Here is a 17,297-nt window from a genome sequence, read left to right as displayed (position 1 = left end):
CCACCAAAGTGGCCCCGAACTCCGCGGGCCGGTGCCGGTCGGGGGAGGGGGAGTGCAACGGCACCGGCCCGCGGAGTTCGGGGCCACTTTGGTGGCGGGGAAATCCACAAGTTGCGTTTTGCAGTTGTCTGCTCAGCAGTCTTGATCATCAAGATAGCGGCGGATTGATGCCTCCGCTAGCATTTGATGCATATTTTCTCGATTAATCGGAACTTATTGTGGTGGGGAACCGGCGGTTGGCTCATCGCGCTCGGGGGTACGGATGAGCCAACCGCCAGCTGGTGGCGGGAGTTCGACATCGACCTGGGTCGGGGGAAGTCGGTCGGTCGAACCCGCCGTCCGGGGAGATCGGGGAGTTACCGCACCGGGGCGACAGCGATGGCGTGGCGGGGTGTCGTCAACGCGTGCCGTCCCTGGGGTTGGGTTTCTGGTGTGCGTGGCGGAACCGCGGTCGGCGCGTGGTTACGCCTGCGGCTCTGCTTCCGCGAATCCTGCTGTGGCGCCAGCCCACCCGCCACCAGGTGCTCGTGGGCGACCTGCCATACCGAGCACGGCGCCTTGCACCGGTGCCAGCGCGTGGAACAGGTAGGGCAGTCCCCGCGCTCGTCCGGCTCGTGTGCTCGCAGCATGGCCCGCCAGCCCTCGGTCAGGCGAGGCAGTTCGGAGCGGGCGACGGACACCAGTGACGGTGCGTCCGCACGGCTCGCTAGTTCGGAGAGCATGTCGAGGCGTTCCCACACCGCATTGCGGAGGACCTGCCCGAGGATCTCGTCCACCTGGAACTCACCGTTACCTTTCCGCCAGTTTGGCGGCTTCGTTGAGCGCGGCCCTGAGTTCGCCGAGCTGGCCTGAGGTCAATCGCGCTGTCTCGCCGGGTGGCCCTACCAGGACCACCTCGTTCTGGTCGACGAACACCGTCACGCAGCGCTCCCTGCTGATCAGGTCGCCGCACTGGATGCGCCACACCGGCTGTCCCTTCTCGTACCTGCGCACGTGCGACGCGCGTGGATCGGAGATCGCGGTGGACTGTCCCCCCAGGACAGGGCGTGTGGTGTGTCCGTTCGTTCCGTTCACCCGAGAGCCCTCCGGTGCAAGTACGGAACTCGCGACGGCCGCGGTACGTCCGACTGTGATCGAGTCCACGAACTTCACGACTCCTTCCGCTCTCGGGCATTCGCTTCTACCTTCGTAGCTCTCCGTGATCGCGGTCCGTATCGAGTCGCTTACGGAGAACTAGGAACTACATTGCGACGAATCGAACGCCGAAAGAAGGTCCGGCGCGCGTCATAGCGGCGACCGGACCTGGTTCCACGTTAAGCGGTCGGCGAAGTTCGGCCGGGCCGATCAGACTCAACAAATCGGGTTTCGCGCGGTTGAATAGGCATGCCTACGCTGCTGAAGACGCCCAAGGGACTGTGAGGGTGCGCACATGGATCACCACACCGCGAGTGCCGACCGCCAGGTCAGCCCTGTGAAGCGAGAAGCATGGGACGACCCGGAGATGCGGGACGCCCTTGCTGCTCGCGACATCAGCTCGGTCTACCGGCTGCTGCGCAAGCACGGGATCTCGCAGCGCCAGATCGCCGCAATGACCGGTCAGTCGCAGTCCGAGGTGTCGGAGATCCTCAAGGGTCGTCAGGTCATGGCGTACGACGTACTCGCCAGAATCGCCGACGGCCTGCGCGTACCCAGGGGATTCATGGGCCTCGCCTACGACGAGGCCACGGCGGTTCAGGTCGTCGGTGCTGCCGACGATCAGCAGGCTGAGGAGGACGAGTCGGTGAAACGGCGGAAGTTCCTCGCCCACGCCGCCCAGGTGACGATGGGAGCGGCGGTCTTCGGGCCGAGCTCCGAGGCCTGGGCCGCGAGTCCGGCGAGGACGCCCGCGCCGGGACGCATCGGGATGACCGACGTCCGGCAGGTGGAAGCAGCGACACGGGCGCTGCGCGCGCTCGACTACCAGTACGGCGGTGGTTTCTGCCGCGACGCGGTGGTCGCCCAGTTGTCCTGGGGGCAGCAGATGCTGCAGGCCAGCGGTGGCGAGCTCGTGAAATCCCGGTTGTACGTCGCATTGGCCGATCTGCACAGCCTGGCCGGCTGGACCTCGTTCGACACCGGGCTCTTCGACTCGGCGCGGAACCACTTCGCCAACGCACTCGACCTCGCCAAGCAGGGGGAGAACCACCCGCTGGTGGCCAACGTGCTCTACCGGATGGGCCGGGTCTACCTGCACCAAGAGGCCGCTGACGACGCGCTCAAGCTGTTCCAGCTCGGCCAGATCGCCGCACAGGAGTCCGGTTCCGAACTGGCGGTCGCCGTGCTCTGCGCCAACGAGGCCTGGGCCTACGCGATGATGGAGAACGACGTCCAGGCGGTCAAGCTGCTCGGCAGGGCCAAGGACGAGTTCGCCCGCGCTGACCTGGCCAACGCCGAGTCCTGGGTGCGGTTCTTCAACGAGACCGACGTACACGCCATGGTCGGCACGGTGCACACCGTGCTGGCGCAGAAGGTGGACGTCCGGCACACGAAGTACGCGATCCCGGCCCTGACCAGGGCGGTCGATGCCTACGGCGACGATATGGCCCGGAGCAAGACGTTCAACCTCAGCGCACTGGCCACCAATCACCTGCTCGAGGGCGATATCGACCACGGCGCGAAGGTCGGCGGCAAGGCGCTGGACAGCGCGGAGGGGCTCAAGTCGGTCCGGGTCAAGGACCGGATGGAACCGTTGCGGGAAGAGGCGGAGCGCAGGCGTAACAACCCTGACGCCCGCGATCTCGCGGAACGGATCAACGCGATCTTCGCCGCGTAGCGAGCGGAGGGGGCACGGAGCCGAGTCTCGTGCGTTTTGCAGTCGTGTCGGGGGGAAGTAATCGCCGAATCGGTCCCAGATGGCCGCTTCACCAGGGAAAAGCTGGATAACGCGCTGGAGCAGGCCTGCGATTCGCTCGGGCTGGATGCGCGTGGTGCCACACTGCTGCGGTTCACCAACAACGCCGTGTACTCCCTGGCGGGACAACCGGTCGTCGTGCGCATCGTCGGGTCCAGGAGGTTGCGGTACCGCGCGCACAAGACCGTGGCCGTCGCCAGGTACTTCGCCGAGCACGGCGTACCCGCGATCGAACTCCTGCCGGATCTGACGCAGCCGATCGAGGTCGGCGAGCACCTGGTCACCTTCTGGCGGAAGGTGCCGCACGCGGATCGGGCGCCCACCGCGGCCGACCTGGCCCGCTTGCTGCGCCGGGTACACGCCCTGCCGCCGCCGCCCGGCATCGTCTCCTGGGCGCCGCTGGACGACGTGCGCGACCGGGTGGCCGACGCCGAGGAACTCGATCCGGTCCATCGCCGTTTCCTGCTCGACCGGTGCGCCGAGGTGGACGCCGCGATCGCCCGCCTCGAGTTCGTGTTGCCGACCGCTCTCGTCCACGGCGACGCACACCCTGGCAACGTGATCGTGGGCCCCGACGGGCCCGTGCTCTGCGACTTCGACTCCGCCTGCGCGGGACCACCCGAGTGGGACCTGACCCCGCTCGCGGTGGGACAGGAGCGGTTCGGGGATCCCGCGGGTCGCTATCGAATGCTGGTCGACGCCTACGGATTCGATGTAACGAAATGGCCCGGTTTCGCGGTACTCAGGGCAGCGCGTGAACTCAAGCTCACGACCAGCGTGCTGCCGATCCTGCGCAGCCATCCCGATGTCCGGGCCGAGCTGCGCCGGCGGCTGGACGATCTGCGTGCCGGACGCACTGGAACACGCTGGGCTCGGTTTCAGTGACGCTGTGCTCGTAACGGCTCGGCTTTTCGTGACGTTCGGCGACAGGAACTGACCGTTCACCGTTTTCCGACAGGGCATTCTCGGAGCGTTATTAGTTCGGTCCGACTAATCACCCCGGTTGACCCAGTCGATCCATCAAAAGTGCAACTTGCAGCTACTCACGGTAATTTCACATCGAACGAGTGCCGATCACGACACAGGAGCACGGGTCAGTACGGCCGCGAAACCGAACGCCAGACCCATGAAGGTCACTTCGAGCGATGCCCACGTCGCCAGCGCGGTCCGCTGGTGCCGGACGATCCGTGGCAGCAGACGCCAGCGGATATGCGCGCCGATCAGCGCGATGGTCAGAACGCAGGCCACCTTCAGCAGCACGAGCAGTCCGTACGGCGTGCCGAAGAGCCCCGCGAACAGGGTCACCTTCGGGTTCAGCAGGATCTCCACGACACCGTTGAAAAGTCCGGTCAGCGCCGTGAGCGCCAGGCAGACGGTCGCGAGCACGGAGAATCTGGGCAGCGCGCTGGCCAGCAGGGTCCGGTTGCCGACCAGCAGGACCGCCATCGCCGCCAGCCCGCCCGTCCAGGTCACCGCACTCATCACGTGCAACTCGATGGAGATCATCGTGTAGTCGCGAAAGGCCCAGTTCGAGGCGTGTCCGGTGACCGGGAGCGGCAACAGCGCGAAAAGTCCGAGCCCGACGCGCAGCTCGGCGGGTACGCGCTCACCGCGCCGCAGCGCGAACGCGCCGAGCGCGGCGTGCGCAAGGGCCAGTCCGGCGACGATGAGCAGCGCCTTGCCCGCGCCGACGGTCACGACGTAGTCCCACAGATCCCGTGGGCCGATCGCCGTGGCCTGCGGCCGGAACTCCGCTGTTTGCAGGATCAGCATGACCAGGGCGGTCATCGACCACACCAACGCGCTGACCAGCGCGGCCCGCCGCGCCTGAAGCAGCACCGGTTCGACGCGTCCGCCCCGGCCGGTGGCCTCGGCGGCGATCAGCACCGGCAGCAGGGACAGCCCGACCGTGGCGACCGCGGCCAGGTTGAGCAGCACTCTGGTGACGCCGATGGCGGCCGAGACCACCTCGCTGACGTCCGTCACTCCGGGGATCGGCGCGGTCGCGGTCAGCGCGACACCGATGAGCGCACCGGTGAGCGCCGCCGCGAGCAGGCAGAGCGCGATGGAGTAGCGGGCGCCGGAGGTGGTCCCGGCCCTTGTCACTGGGCGTTCCGTCCCATCCTGAGCGCCAGGGTCAGTCCGACACCGAGCAGCACGACGGCCGCCACGATCCACACCCAGATCGGGACTCCGCCGGAGCCGGTCTCGTCTTCGGCGTTGTCGGCCGCTCCTGTCTCGGTACCTGGATCGCTGCCGTCGGTCGGTGCGGTCGCACCCGCCACCGGTGTCCCGGTGCCCGCTGTGGTGAGGGTGAACTGGATCTTCTCCGCGACCGGGTGCCCGTCCGCCGACAGGATCCGGAAGCCCAGCGTGTATTCACCCGCGGGACCCAGCGGGCGCAGCGGCGCGGTCACGACGTTCTCCCGCACCTCCACGGCGCCCTCGGCCCACTGACCACCGTCCGGACCGGTCACCGCCACCTGATTGACGTCGGCGTCCTGCACGAACTGGTCGAAGGTCAGGGTGATCCGCTCCGGTCCCTCGGCCAGCTGTGCCCCGTCCTCGGGATCCGAGGAGACCAGCGCGTTGTGCGCGGCGGCGGGACCCGCCCCGGCGAGCATCGCGAGCATCGCGATGGCGACCACCGCGAGACCACGCCTCGGAGCCTTTCGGCGAACTCGTGTCACCACGGCCGCACTTTCCGCCGCTCCGACGAGCGGCCTCACTGCTCGCCCTTCGGAGCGTTCCTGCGCGAGCGTAGGAGCGCGCCCGCGCCGACCCCGAGGCCCAATGCGCCGACCGCGAGACCGGTTCCGCCCAGCCAGCGGGCGGTGTCGTCGCCGGCGGAGGCCGCCGCCGCACCGTGGTCACCATCTTCGGACTCCCCGCCGTGCCCGTGGCCGTCCTTGCCGGCTTCGGCCAGCGCGACGGTCGGCGCCGGGTGCTCCGGCTCCTCTGCGCCCTCGGCGGGCGGTGGGTCCTCCCAGTTCACGACCTTGCCGCCCGCATAGGTCTGTGCTGTGGGCAGGACGAGTGTGTCCACCGTGTTCGGCAGCGGGCCCGCGGAGAACGCGAACTCCTGGTACTCCGTGGTGCCCGCGGCGATCTTGTTCTCCCCCTGCGCGGTCCAGGTGATGCTGGTGGCCACCTCGCTGACCTCGGCGTCGCGGCCGTTGCGGACGGGTTCGGGCAGCTGGGTCTTGGTGACCTCGGCGGTCCAGCCGGGCACGGGCTTCGTGCGAACCGAACCGAGCGCGTACTCGGCCGGGATGGTCACCGAGACCTTCGTGGTACCCGCGTCGGGCTCCTCGTTCGGCACCCGCAGCACGATCGCGCCGTAGCCGCCCTTGGCCGGCTGCTCGCCGTAGACATTGGCCGTGACATGCGCGGAGGCGAGCCCCGGCAGTCCCAGCGTGAGCAGGCCCGCGGTACCGAGGGCCGCGGTCAGCAGCCCCGCCCTGCTCAGCGGCCGGATAGGGGTATGACGGTTTTTCGACATGACGAAAGAACTCCTGATCAGAGTGAATGCGGTGAACCCGGCCGGGCTCACCGGACCGACGGATGAATCAGGAGAAGAGCGGTGGCCCGCGCAGGCCGAGAACCCTCGGCACGAGCACCGACACCACCAGGGTGCTGCCCTGCGGCAGCGCGATCGTCGGAAGTGGTGCCGCGGCCGGGACCGGAGCGGGCCGCCAGAAGATCGGCAGCAACAGGCGCACGCTGGCCGCGGCCGCGAGCAGCGCGGACTCCGCCCGCGCCAGGATCAGCGCGGTGAACACCGTGGCGACGACGTGGGCCGCGGTCATCGCGGACGCGTCGTACTCGGGTGCGGCATTCGTGCCGTGGCTGACGACCAGCTCACTGAGGGCCAGGTGCATCAGCAGCTGGGCGCAGCCGAGTACCGCCAGAATGCCGGCGGGGCCTCGGGTGTGCTCCGCCATCGCGGTGGAGACCCAGCCGATCAGCACTGTCAGCAGCAGGATCAGCGCGGTGTTCGGCAGACCGCCATCGGCCACCGCGTGCGCGGTGATCGCCAGTGCGGCCGACGCGATGGCGAGGAGGATGCCTCTGGCCATCGCGACACCCGTTTCCGCAGCACGACCGCGACGAGCGCGGTGCGTATGCGGAGACCTGGTCACCCAGCCAGGGTATTCGACCGCGGACGACGAGCACGACGGCCGGGAGGGTGGCGAAAGTAACCCGATGCCGATTTCGGTGAACCACTGTCGAAATGGTTATCTTCCCTGGTGGGAGGCGGTGTGAGCGAGCATAGTGGGGGATACCGCCGCGCGCTTAGGTTGCCGTTCAACAGATCTTCGGCAACTGTAGGCGCACCGCTGGCACTGCTGCACCGAATGGGTGAGGCATGAATTTGTTTGAGTACGTGGTCGACCGCTGGGACCGGCTGTCCCTGCAGAGCTGGCTGCACGTCAGCGTGGTCGTGCAGTCCACGATCATCGCCGCCGTCGTCGGCATCCTGATCGGCATCGCCGTCTACCGGAGCCCGCTCGGTTCGTCGATCGCCACCGCCCTGGCCAGCACGATCCTCACGATCCCTTCCTTCGCGCTGTTCGGTCTGCTGATCCCCGTCGTGGGTCTCGGCGTCGAGCCGACCGTGATCGCGCTGGTGCTCTACGCACTGCTGCCGATCGTGCGGAACACGATCGTCGGGCTCGGTGGGGTCGATCCGGCCGTCTCCGACGCCGCGAAGGGCATCGGCATGAACCGGATCCGGGTGCTGACCAGGGTCGAGTTGCGGCTGGCCTGGCCCGCGATTCTCGCGGGCATGCGCGTCGCCACGCAGATGCTCATGGGTATCGCGGTGATCGCCGCATACGCGAAAGGGCCTGGGCTCGGTTCGGAGGTCTTCTCCGGGCTGACCGGCGCCGGTAGCGCGAACGCCCTCAACGAGGCCCTCGCGGGCACGCTCGGGGTCGTCATCCTCGCGCTGCTCGTCGACGGCCTCTATGTCCTGATCGCCCGTTTCACTGTCCCGAGGGGTGTCTAAGTGCCTGATCAAGTTTCCGGCGTCGAGATCCAGCTGGAGCACGTGACGAAGCGCTACCCGGGCAGCAAGGAGCCCGCGGTGGACGACTTCTCCATGGTGGTTCCGGCCGGCAAGATCGTCGTCTTCGTCGGCCCCTCCGGCTGTGGCAAGACGACCACCATGCGCATGATCAACCGTCTTATCGAGCCGACCTCGGGGCAGATCACCATCGGTGGCGAGGATGCGCTGAGCCTGAACCCGGACACGCTGCGCCGCAAGATCGGCTACGCGATCCAGCAGGCAGGGCTCTTCCCGCACTTCACCGTGGCGCAGAACATCAGCGTCGTGCCCGGCCTGCTCGGCTGGGACAAGAAGCAGGTCGCCGATCGAGTGGACGAGATGATGGACCTCGTCGGCCTCGAGCCCTCGGAGTACCGGGACCGCTTTCCGCGCCAGCTCTCCGGTGGACAGCAGCAGCGGGTGGGCGTGGCCAGGGCACTTGCCGCGGATCCGCCGGTCCTGCTGATGGACGAGCCGTTCGGCGCGGTGGACCCGATCACCAGGGGAAACCTGCAGGACGAGCTCCTGCGCCTGCAGGTGGAACTGCGTAAGACGATCGTGTTCGTCACCCACGACTTCGACGAGGCGGTCAAGCTCGGCGACAAGATCGCGGTGCTCGGCGACCGTTCCTCGATCCTGCAGTACGACACCCCGGAGGCGATCCTGGCCAACCCGGCCGACGACACGGTCGCCGGATTCGTCGGCGCGGGAGCGTCGCTCAAGCAGCTCACCCTGCTGCGCGTACGCGACATCAACTACACCAACGACGATGTGCTCACCGCGAGCGTCGACGAGTCGCCCACCGCGCTGCGTGAGCGGATGACCGAGCGGCGCAGGACCTACGCGCTGGTGCTCGACAAGCGCAAACGCCCGTTGCGCTGGGTGCACGTCCGCAACCTGGGCAGCGCGACCTCCCTCCTCACCACGGGACGGCCGGTCGGTGACCCGGTGAGTACCCAGTCGACCTTGCAGGACGCGCTGGAGGCGATCCTCATCGAGGGCGGCAACGCCGTGGTGACCGGTGGGCGCGGCGAGTTCGTCGGCACGATCGACATCAAGACGGTCACCGACACCATCGCGCAGCTTCGTGAGGAGCATGCAGAGGGTGCGCCGTCATGAGCGACCGGCACCGTGAGCGAGTCGGGTACGGCATTGAGCGATGTGCAGCCCGCCGGCGAGTGAGGCAAGGAAAATGAGCTCGGTCGATACGCAGGGATTCTCCACCGAGTCCGGTTCGAAGCGGGCCGAGCGGATCAAGCTGGTCGCCCAGCCCGCCGCCGTGGTGGTGATCGTCGGCGCGGTGCTGATCTGGGCGTTCGCGGGCGAGCTGAACGCCACGGAACGGGAGACGTTGAACGTCTCCTCGGTGCTGAGACTGCTCGGCGAGCACCTGCTGATCACCATCGTGGTCACCGCGCTGGTCGTGGGCATCGCGGTGCCGCTCGGTATCGCGCTGACCCGGCCCAGGGCCAAGGTGCTCGCGCCGGTATTCCTGGCCATCGCCAACATCGGACAGGCGGCCCCCGCGCTCGGTGTGCTGGTGCTGTTCTTCCTGCTCACCGGGTGGACCGGGTTGTGGGTGGCATCGATCCCGCTGGCGTTCTACTCGCTGCTGCCGGTGCTGCGAAACACCATGGTCGGCCTGCAGCAGGTTGATCCGGCACTGGTGGACGCCGGTCGCGGGGTCGGGATGTCCAGCTCGAGCGTGCTGTGGCGGATCGAGTTCCCGCTGGCCGTGCCGTTGATGCTGGCCGGTCTGCGGACCTCGCTGGTGCTGGCGGTCGGGACCGCGACGCTGGCCCACTTCGTGGACGCGGGCGGCTTCGGCGTGCTGATCGACACCGGATACAAACTCGCTCTGACGAAGGTGCTGGTCACCGGCGCGGTGCTGGCCGTAGGCCTCGCGCTGCTGATCGACTGGCTCGGCGCGGTGGCGGAGCAGTACCTCGGACCGAAGGGACTGCGATGAAACACCGGCTCAAGGCCGCGCTGGGCACGGCCCTGCTCGGCGTCTCACTGGCGGGCTGTGGACTGGACGTCAACGCGGCACTGCCGTTCAAGGTCGAGCCAGGCTCGATCCAGGCCGTGCCCGAACTCGAGGGTGTCGACATCACCGTGGGGTCCAAGGACTTCACCGAACAGATCCTGCTCGGGTACCTGGCCGAACTCGCCCTTTCGGCGGCGGGCGCCGACGTCACCGATCTGACCGACATCAAGGGCTCGAGCAGCTCGCGGCAGGCGCTGCTCAGCGGCGAGGTCGACGTGATGTGGGAGTACACCGGTACCGGCTGGATCAACTACCTGGGCAACGAACTGCCGGTGCCGGGCGGGGAGCAGGCCCAGTACGAGGCCACCAGGAAGGCCGACCTCGAACAGAACGGTGTCGTCTGGCTGGACTACTCGCCGCTGAACAATCAGTACGGGCTGGCGACCACGGAGGAGTACGCCGCCAAGCACGACCTGGAGACGATGAGTGACCTCGCCGCGTTCCTGAAGGAGAACCCGGCGGAGGCGGTGTACTGCCTCGAAACCGAGTTCATCAGCAGGCAGGACGGCTTTCCCGCGGCGGAGAACGCCTACGGCTTCCCGGTCACCGAGGTGAAGCAGTTCGGCATCGGGGCCATCTACGCCGCCGTCGACGGCGGAACCTGCCCGATCGGGGAGGTCTTCACCACCGACGGCCGGATCGCCGGACTCGGGCTGAAGGTGCTGAAGGACGACAAGCTCGCCTTCCCGCAGTACAACGCGGCGATCACCGTGCGCAAGGAGTTCCTCGACGCACACCCGCAGATCGCGGATGTGCTGCAGCCGGTGTCCGATGCGCTGGACAACGAGACGCTGATCGAGCTGAACAAGCAGGTCGACGTGGAGGGCCGGGAGCCGGGCGAGGTCGCCCGCGACTGGATGGTCGAGCAGGGCTTCATCACGACCCCCGAGACGTGACCGCCCAACTCTAGAGTCGTGTCGCACTTTCCCGGGAAAGTGCGACACGGCACGCCGGTGACCTGGGACGGGAGTTCGCGGCCACTCGCACTTTCCCGGGAAAGTGCGAGTGGCTATCGCGACAGTCCCATGCCGATGAGGACGCTAGAGGCCGAAGCGGCGCAGGAGGTTGTTCTCGAGGGTGTCGAGCTCGGCGGCGACCGCGCGATGCGCGGCCTTGCGGCGCGACGTCGGCATCCGCTCGGCGGCCCGCACTGAGGCCGCGAGTTGTTCCAGTGTGGCCAGCCCGTCCGCGGTGAACTCACGGTCGTCTTCGGTCGCCCGGTCGGCGGCTCGCAGTTCGCGCAGCCCGTCGGAGAGCCCGGCGATCCGGGCGTGCAGCGCGGCGCCCCTTCCGGTGAACTCGTGCAACCGGTCGACCGCCACTCCGAGCTTGCGTGCCTGGTAGCGGTCGTATGCCTCGCGTGCCGCCCCCGCCGCGTGCACGGCGAACGGGGCGACCACCGGGATGACGGCCGGGGCGATCACCTTGGCGACACCGACAGCGTTTCGGGCCTTCTTCACGGTGTCCTTCTCCGCCTTCCTGTCCGCCTTCCGTGCGGACTTGGCAGCAGCCCTCTCGGACTTGCTGGTCCTGCGGCTTCGTGAGCGCACTTCGTCACCTGCCTCCACCTCGAGCGGCGTTACCCGGACAGAACTTACTGGTCGCCCTCCGGGCGGGCATGTCGGCCGGTGTCGGTGGCCGCTTCTAGAGTGAACCCCATGAGTTTCGAGGTGCTGCTGGACGCGGGTGTGGTCACCCGCTGCCGACGCAGGGTGCACCTCGAGCACGATCCGGCCATGCGGGGGGTCGATCTGGGCCCACCGGATCCAGCCATCGAACAACGCATCGCCGACGCCGCGGCTCATCGGGCGGACATCGCGGGGCGGTTGCTCGAGGCCACCACGCCCGAGCCGGGCGCCGCGACCGAGCACTGGGTGACCGTGCCGCGTGACCTGCCCGCGAGCGAGCGGGTGCAGCGCACCCGTTCGGCGCTGGCCCGGGGCGTCCCGTTCATCTGGGGCGCACTCCTGCCCGCAGACCATGCCGCGGGCCGCAGGGGCGGTTCCGAGCTGCTGGTCCGCACCGAGCAGGGGTACCTGCCGGTGCTCGTGGTTCGCCACCGCATCACCGATCGGGGTTCCGGAGCCCGGACCACCCCGGTGACCGACCTCGAGCCCGCGCACGCGAGTGCCGACCCCGAACGCAAGGTGCGGTCACAGCCGCGCGACCAGCTGCGGCTGGCGCACCTGCGGCGGCTGCTGCAGGCCGCGGGGCATGCCGAGCAGGGCCGTGCGCTGGGCGGAGTGATCGGTCTCGACGCCGACGTGGTGCTCTGGCACGACCTCGATGTTCCGACCTGGCCCGGTGGGCGCACCGCGCTCGCCGAGTACGACGCTCGCTTCGCCGACCGGCGGGCCGTGGCCAGCGCGGCCGCCGAGCAGCGCGAAGCCCTCGCCGAGCCGTCCAGGATCGTCGAATGCCGCAGTTGCCCGTGGTGGCCGACCTGCAACGCCGAGCTGATCCGCACCCGGGACGTGAGCCTGGTGGTGCGCGGTGAGGACGCGGTGGAACTGCGCAAGGTCGGGGTGTCCACGGTCGACAAGCTCGCCGCCCTCGACGCGGATGACGAGCCGCCGGTGCAGTGGACCGGGACGACCTTCACCGATGCCGTCGCGCTGGCGAGGGCCTGGCTCGCCGACCTGACCGTGGTCCGCAGGGTCGCCGAGGTCGTCGTGCCGAGGGCGGACGTCGAGGTCGATATCGACATGGAGAGTTTCGGCGACTCCGGTGCCTACCTGTGGGGCTGCCTGCTCAGCGGCGTGGACATCGGGCTCGAACAGGGCTATCGCGCGTTCGCCACCTGGGAGCCGCTGCCGACGACCGACGAGGCACGCTCGTTCGCGCAGTTCTGGGCCTGGCTGCGCGAGGTCCGCCGCCGCACCGCCGAGGCGGGACTGACGTTCCGCGCGTACTGCTACAACGCCATGGCGGAGAACCGCTGGCTGTTCGGCTCGGTACAGCGGTTCGCCGGGCTGGACGGTGTTCCCTCGCTCGGCGAGGTGCGGGAGTTCGTCGACTCCGACGAGTGGGTTGACCTCTTCCGCAGCGTCTCCGACCAGTTCCTCTGCTCCCATGGCAAGGGGCTGAAGGTCGTCGCCCCGGTCGCCGGCTTCCGGTGGCGGGACCCGGAAGCGGGCGGCGAGGCCTCGATGCGCTGGTACCGCGACGCGGTGGGGATGGACGGGGCCGCGCCGGACCCCGCCCAGCGCGGGCGCCTGCTGCGCTACAACGAGGACGACGTCCGGGCCACCTACGTGCTCCGCGAGTGGATGACCAGCCCCGCGATCACCCAGGTCCCGTACATGGGAGATCTCTGATCCGACCGGCCCGAAACCGAGCCGTCGCCGGTCGGCTCGGTTTCGGGAAGTCGTCAGTCCAGGCAGAACTCGTTGCCCTCGGGGTCGGTCAGCACGATGAAACCGCCGCTCATCGGGGGATCGGGCTCGAAGCGGCTCACCCGCTTCGCCCCCAGCGCGACGAGCCGGTCGCACTCGGCCTCCAGCGCCGCCATCCGCTGCTCTCCCTGTAGTCCTGGAGCCGCACGGACGTCGATGTGGACGCGGTTCTTGGCCACCTTGTCCTCCGGCACCTGCTGGAAGAACAGCCGCGGGCCCTGCCCGTCCGGGTCCTCGATCGCCGAGCTCGAATTGCGCTGAGCTTCGGGGACGCCGATCCGCTCGAGGAAGACGTCCCAGGCGGCGAAAGCGTCGTCGCCCTCGGCCAGTTCGACCCCGGGCGGTGCCGGGTGCACGTAGTCAAGTGCTTCGCGCCAGAAAGCCGACAGCGCCCTCGGATCGTGGGCGTCGAAGGTGACCTGGATGTGGCGGCTCATCGCGTCGCTCCGTTCACGTGCGGCGTTCGGTTCCGATTGCGTTCTTGTACGTCCATGCGGCCGACTCTGGCACCCAAAGCGGACAGTATCGGTCCGCTATGTTCGTCAGAGTGGTCGATGTGGACATGGCAGGCGGTGCCGAGCTGGGTACGACGGAGCGGGTGCTCACCCTGCTCGGGCTGCTGCAGCAGCGCCGGGTCTGGACCGGCCCGGAACTGGCCGACCGGCTCGGGATCACCTCGCGCACGGTCCGGCGAGATGTCGAGCGGTTGCGTGCGCTCGGCTATCCGGTACATGCCGGTCAGGGGATCGGTGGCGGCTACCAGCTCGGCCGGGGGCAGGAACTGCCGCCGCTGCTGCTGGACGACGAGGAGGCGATCGCCACCGCGGTCTCGCTGCTCGCGGGCGCGGGTGGCTCGGTCGCCGGTGCGGGTGAGGCCGCACTCCGGGCGTTGAGCAAGCTGGACCGCGTACTGCCCACCCGGTTGCGGTACGAGGTGCGCGCACTCGCCGGTTCGGTGGAGTCCTTCGACGGTGGTCGTGCACCGGTCGATCCCGACGTGCTCATGACACTCGCCAGAGCCTGCCGCGACGAGGTCGAGGCAGGCTTCGACTACCCGGCAGGGAGCAAGGTGCGAGCGCGTCGCGTCGAGCCCTATCGCCTGGTCGCCTCCGACCGGCGCTGGTATCTCTTCGCCTACGACCTCGACCGCGACGACTGGCGTAGCTTCCGCGTCGATCGGATGACCGGGGTGTCGGCGCGGACCTGGCGCTTCCAGCCACGCGCGGCACCGGACGCGGCGACCTACGTGCAGGAGAGTGTGGCGAGCCGGGTCTATCCGCACCAAGCGCGCTTTCTCGTGCACGCGTCGGCCGACACCGTGCGCGCGCAGGTGCCGCCTTCGGCCGCCATCGTGCAACCGCACGGAAGCGAGCGCTGCGAAGTACGCAGCGGCGGCGGCAACCTCGATTTCGTGCTCATGCACGTACTACTGCTGGGGCACGAATTCGAGGTACTCGACCCGCCGGAGCTCAGGAGTCGCTGTCAGGCGCTGGCACAGCGACTGCTGTCGGCGGGCGGCCCGGATACGACAGTCGTGGCCGGGCCGCCCCACTGACTCAGCGCGGAGCCATCCGCAGCGAACCGTCGAGGCGGATGACCTCACCGTTCAGGTAGTCGTGCTCGACGATGTTCACCGCGAGCTGCGCGTACTCGTCCGGGCGGCCGAGGCGCTGCGGGAACGGCACACCGGCTGCCAGACCGGCGCGGAACTCCTCGCCGACGCCCGCGAGCATCGGGGTGTCGATGATGCCGGGGGCGATGGTCATCACGCGGATACCGTGCTTGGCCAGGTCACGCGCGGCGGGCAGGGTCATACCGGCGACGCCGCCCTTGGACGCGGAGTAGGCGATCTGGCCGATCTGCCCGTCGAACGCGGCCACCGAGGCGGTGTTGATCACGACACCGCGGGCGTCGTCGGCCAGCGGCTCGGTCTTGGCGACGGCATCCGCGCCGAGGCGCATCACGTTGAACGTGCCGAGCAGGTTCACCTCGAGAACCTTGCGGAACAGCTCCAGGTCGTGCGGGCCGTTCTTGGACAGGATGCGCCCCGCCCAGCCGACGCCCGCGCAGTTGACCACCGTGCGCAGCGGCACACCGGCGGCCGCGGCCTGGTCCACCGCGGCCTGTACCTGGTCGGCGCTGGTCACGTCGGCCTCGACGTAGGTCACGCCGTCGACCTGGTCGGCCTTCTCGATGGAGGCGGCGAGGTCGAGTCCGAAAACCTGGGCGCCCTTGGCGGCCAACGCCTTCGCCGTCGCGCCACCCAGGCCGGATGCGCCACCGGTGACGATGGCCGCGGTGTCCTTGATCTGCATGTTCTCCGTGTCCTTCCTGTTCCCAGTCTGCGGACAGGTTAACGCCCGTTCGCGCCCCTTCGGGGAGTGTGCCTCCTCACCTGTCGCGCGGAGTACGTGGACCGGTCCTCTTCCGTTTGCGGGCCGGTCAACTGCGGCTGAGACGTTTTGAGGCATGAGCTCAGCTCGCATCGTGGTTGTCGGGACGGGATACGTAGGACTGACCACCGGGGCCTGCCTCGCCAGCCTCGGCCACAGGGTGACCTGCGTCGACGTGGACAAAGCCAAGATCGCCAGGCTTGCGGCCGGGCGAGTGGACATCATGGAGCCCGGCCTCGCCGAGCTCGTCGCGCGGGGACTGACCTCGCGCAGACTGTCGTTCGTGGTCGGTGCGCGGGAGGCCGTTGCCGATGCCGAAGGTGTGTTCCTGTGCGTCCCGACGCCGATGGGCGCTGGTGGGGCCGCCGATCTGCGCGCGGTGGAGGCGGTGGCCGCCGAGATTCGCGACGAACTGCCGTCCGGTTGTGCGCTGATCACCAAGTCGACGGTGCCGGTCGGCACCTCGGGCCGGATCCGGGACCTGCTCGGGCGCGACGACCTGCCGGTGGTGTCGAATCCGGAGTTTCTGCGGGAGGGAACCGCGGTGGCGGACTTCCTCGGTCCCGACCGGATCGTCGTCGGCTCGGACGATCTCGGTGCGGCGCGCTGGGTGGGGCAGCTGTACCGGGATCTGGCCGCGCCGACCGTGGTGACCGACGCGGCGAGCGCGGAACTCGTCAAGTACGCGGCGAACTGCTTCCTCGCGATGAAGCTGTCCTACGTCAACTCGGTGGCCGAACTGTGCGAGCGTCTCGGCGCCGATATCGACGCCGTGACCCACGGTATGGGCTACGACCGGCGGATCGGCCGGTCCTTCCTCAAGCCCGGGCCCGGCTGGGGCGGATCGTGTCTGCCAAAGGACACCAGCGCGCTGCTCAACATCGCCGAGTCGGTGCGGTTCGACTTCGGCCTGCTGTCGGCCGCGGTGGACGAGAACCTGGCCCAGCGGGATCGGATCATCGCCAAGATCGCCGGGGCTGTCGGGGGGAACCTTTCCACCGCGCGGATCGGGCTGCTGGGTCTGGCCTTCAAGGCGGGCACGAACGATCTGCGCGACTCACCTGCCCTGGCCGTGGCCTCGGTGTTGTGCGCGCACGGTGCTGAGGTCACCGCATACGACCCGGCGGTCGGCGGGGAGTTGCCCGGGATGACCGTGGTCGACGACGCGTATCAGGTGTCAAAGGCCGCGGATGCCGTTGTCGTGCTCACGGAGTGGCAGGAGTTCCGCAGGCTGGACTGGGCGTACGTCGGTGAACTGATGGCCGGGGACGCCGTGGTAGACACCCGCAACCTGCTCGACCCAGCCGCGATCCTGGACGCTGGCCTCTCCTGGCAGGGCATCGGCCGCCCTAGGCACCAGCGCCGCCTCACCAAAGCCTGACCCCACTTCCCAATCTCGCACTTTCCCGGGAAAGCGCGGTAGTTGCATGCGCGCGATACCTCGCGCTTTCCCGGGAAAGCGCGAGTGGTGAGCTGGGCAATAAGTTAGTTGGGTAAACGAAAGTTTTCACCTAGTCTAGTG

18 protein-coding genes are annotated in these 17,297 nt (G+C 68.7%); 9 read left to right on the top strand and 9 right to left on the bottom strand.

Annotation, left to right across the window (positions count from 1 at the left end; all coding sequences use genetic code 11):
- Nucleotides 1-356: 356 nt before the first annotated feature.
- Both D0C15_RS13185 and D0C15_RS35040 read right to left on the bottom strand, forming a co-directional pair.
- Nucleotides 357-776 (bottom strand): hypothetical protein, encoded by a 420-nt coding sequence (locus D0C15_RS13185; protein WP_116044646.1) that lies wholly within the window; start codon nucleotides 774-776, stop codon nucleotides 357-359.
- 13 nt (nucleotides 777-789) lie between these two features.
- Entirely contained in the window at nucleotides 790-1,074 is a 285-nt protein-coding gene (locus D0C15_RS35040) for a hypothetical protein (protein ID WP_425455385.1), read from the bottom strand.
- Nucleotides 1,075-1,501: 427 nt separating this feature from the next.
- Here D0C15_RS35040 and D0C15_RS13175 point away from each other — a divergent pair, with 427 nt between their 5' ends.
- Together D0C15_RS13175 and D0C15_RS13170 are read left to right on the top strand one after the other, a co-directional pair.
- On the top strand, nucleotides 1,502-2,812 hold the full coding sequence (locus D0C15_RS13175) for an NsdA family TPR-like regulatory protein (protein ID WP_425455384.1): 1,311 nt from the start codon (nucleotides 1,502-1,504) through the stop codon (nucleotides 2,810-2,812).
- A 36-nt stretch (nucleotides 2,813-2,848) separates the two neighbouring features.
- Nucleotides 2,849-3,775 (top strand): phosphotransferase enzyme family protein, encoded by a 927-nt coding sequence (locus D0C15_RS13170; protein ID WP_245975743.1) that lies wholly within the window; start codon nucleotides 2,849-2,851, stop codon nucleotides 3,773-3,775.
- A 189-nt stretch (nucleotides 3,776-3,964) separates the two neighbouring features.
- Here D0C15_RS13170 and D0C15_RS13165 read toward each other — a convergent pair whose 3' ends face one another.
- The 4 genes from D0C15_RS13165 to D0C15_RS13150 all read right to left on the bottom strand — a co-directional run bounded on the left by D0C15_RS13165 (nucleotide 3,965) and on the right by D0C15_RS13150 (nucleotide 6,969).
- Nucleotides 3,965-4,996, bottom strand: a complete 1,032-nt coding sequence (locus tag D0C15_RS13165) for a copper resistance D family protein (protein ID WP_116044642.1) — start codon at nucleotides 4,994-4,996, stop codon at nucleotides 3,965-3,967.
- Complete coding sequence (locus D0C15_RS13160) at nucleotides 4,993-5,523, bottom strand: copper resistance CopC family protein (protein ID WP_116044707.1); 531 nt, start codon at nucleotides 5,521-5,523, stop codon at nucleotides 4,993-4,995. Before D0C15_RS13160 ends, D0C15_RS13165 begins: the two co-directional genes overlap by 4 nt.
- 92 nt (nucleotides 5,524-5,615) lie before the next feature.
- Complete coding sequence (locus tag D0C15_RS13155) at nucleotides 5,616-6,392, bottom strand: YcnI family copper-binding membrane protein (RefSeq protein WP_116044640.1); 777 nt, start codon at nucleotides 6,390-6,392, stop codon at nucleotides 5,616-5,618.
- A 67-nt stretch (nucleotides 6,393-6,459) separates the two neighbouring features.
- Nucleotides 6,460-6,969, bottom strand: coding sequence for a hypothetical protein (locus D0C15_RS13150; RefSeq protein WP_116044638.1), 510 nt, complete (start codon nucleotides 6,967-6,969; stop codon nucleotides 6,460-6,462).
- 290 nt (nucleotides 6,970-7,259) lie between these two features.
- On the opposite strand from D0C15_RS13150, the gene D0C15_RS13145 reads away from it, so the two are divergent.
- The 4 genes from D0C15_RS13145 (at nucleotide 7,260) to D0C15_RS13130 (ending at nucleotide 10,883) form a co-directional block, all read left to right on the top strand.
- Nucleotides 7,260-7,901, top strand: a complete 642-nt coding sequence (locus tag D0C15_RS13145) for an ABC transporter permease (protein WP_116044636.1) — start codon at nucleotides 7,260-7,262, stop codon at nucleotides 7,899-7,901.
- Nucleotides 7,902-9,059 carry an ABC transporter ATP-binding protein gene (locus D0C15_RS13140; protein WP_116044634.1) on the top strand — a complete coding sequence of 386 codons (1,158 nt, stop codon included), beginning with the start codon at nucleotides 7,902-7,904 and terminating at the stop codon, nucleotides 9,057-9,059.
- Between the two features lie 73 nt (nucleotides 9,060-9,132).
- Nucleotides 9,133-9,909, top strand: a complete 777-nt coding sequence (locus tag D0C15_RS13135; RefSeq protein WP_116044632.1) for an ABC transporter permease — start codon at nucleotides 9,133-9,135, stop codon at nucleotides 9,907-9,909.
- Nucleotides 9,906-10,883 (top strand): glycine betaine ABC transporter substrate-binding protein, encoded by a 978-nt coding sequence (locus tag D0C15_RS13130; RefSeq protein WP_116044630.1) that lies wholly within the window; start codon nucleotides 9,906-9,908, stop codon nucleotides 10,881-10,883. Before D0C15_RS13135 ends, D0C15_RS13130 begins: the two co-directional genes overlap by 4 nt.
- Before the next feature lie 144 nt (nucleotides 10,884-11,027).
- Here the strand turns inward: D0C15_RS13130 and D0C15_RS13125 are convergent, their stop codons facing one another.
- A complete protein-coding gene (locus D0C15_RS13125) occupies nucleotides 11,028-11,537 on the bottom strand; it encodes a DUF6474 family protein (RefSeq protein ID WP_245975742.1) in 510 nt (169 codons plus the stop codon).
- 108 nt (nucleotides 11,538-11,645) lie between these two features.
- On the opposite strand from D0C15_RS13125, the gene D0C15_RS13120 reads away from it, so the two are divergent.
- Nucleotides 11,646-13,304, top strand: coding sequence for a TM0106 family RecB-like putative nuclease (locus tag D0C15_RS13120; RefSeq protein WP_116044627.1), 1,659 nt, complete (start codon nucleotides 11,646-11,648; stop codon nucleotides 13,302-13,304).
- 53 nt (nucleotides 13,305-13,357) lie between these two features.
- On the opposite strand, the gene D0C15_RS13115 is transcribed toward D0C15_RS13120, so the two are convergent.
- A complete protein-coding gene (locus D0C15_RS13115; RefSeq protein ID WP_116044625.1) occupies nucleotides 13,358-13,819 on the bottom strand; it encodes a VOC family protein in 462 nt (153 codons plus the stop codon).
- Nucleotides 13,820-13,944: 125 nt separating this feature from the next.
- Between D0C15_RS13115 and D0C15_RS13110 the strand changes: the two genes are divergently transcribed.
- A complete protein-coding gene (locus D0C15_RS13110) occupies nucleotides 13,945-14,937 on the top strand; it encodes a helix-turn-helix transcriptional regulator (RefSeq protein WP_211323186.1) in 993 nt (330 codons plus the stop codon).
- A 1-nt stretch (nucleotide 14,938) separates the two neighbouring features.
- Here D0C15_RS13110 and D0C15_RS13105 read toward each other — a convergent pair whose 3' ends face one another.
- Entirely contained in the window at nucleotides 14,939-15,697 is a 759-nt protein-coding gene (locus tag D0C15_RS13105; protein WP_116044621.1) for an SDR family NAD(P)-dependent oxidoreductase, read from the bottom strand.
- A 154-nt stretch (nucleotides 15,698-15,851) separates the two neighbouring features.
- On the opposite strand from D0C15_RS13105, the gene D0C15_RS13100 reads away from it, so the two are divergent.
- Nucleotides 15,852-17,156 (top strand): UDP-glucose dehydrogenase family protein, encoded by a 1,305-nt coding sequence (locus tag D0C15_RS13100; protein ID WP_116044618.1) that lies wholly within the window; start codon nucleotides 15,852-15,854, stop codon nucleotides 17,154-17,156.
- The last annotated feature ends 141 nt before the right edge of the window (nucleotides 17,157-17,297 follow it).

The organism is Amycolatopsis palatopharyngis, assembly GCF_003385185.1.
Lineage (GTDB): Bacteria > Actinomycetota > Actinomycetes > Mycobacteriales > Pseudonocardiaceae > Amycolatopsis > Amycolatopsis palatopharyngis.
The sequence above is the reverse complement of the archived record's forward strand: the minus strand, read 5'-3'. Positions and strand labels throughout refer to the sequence as shown.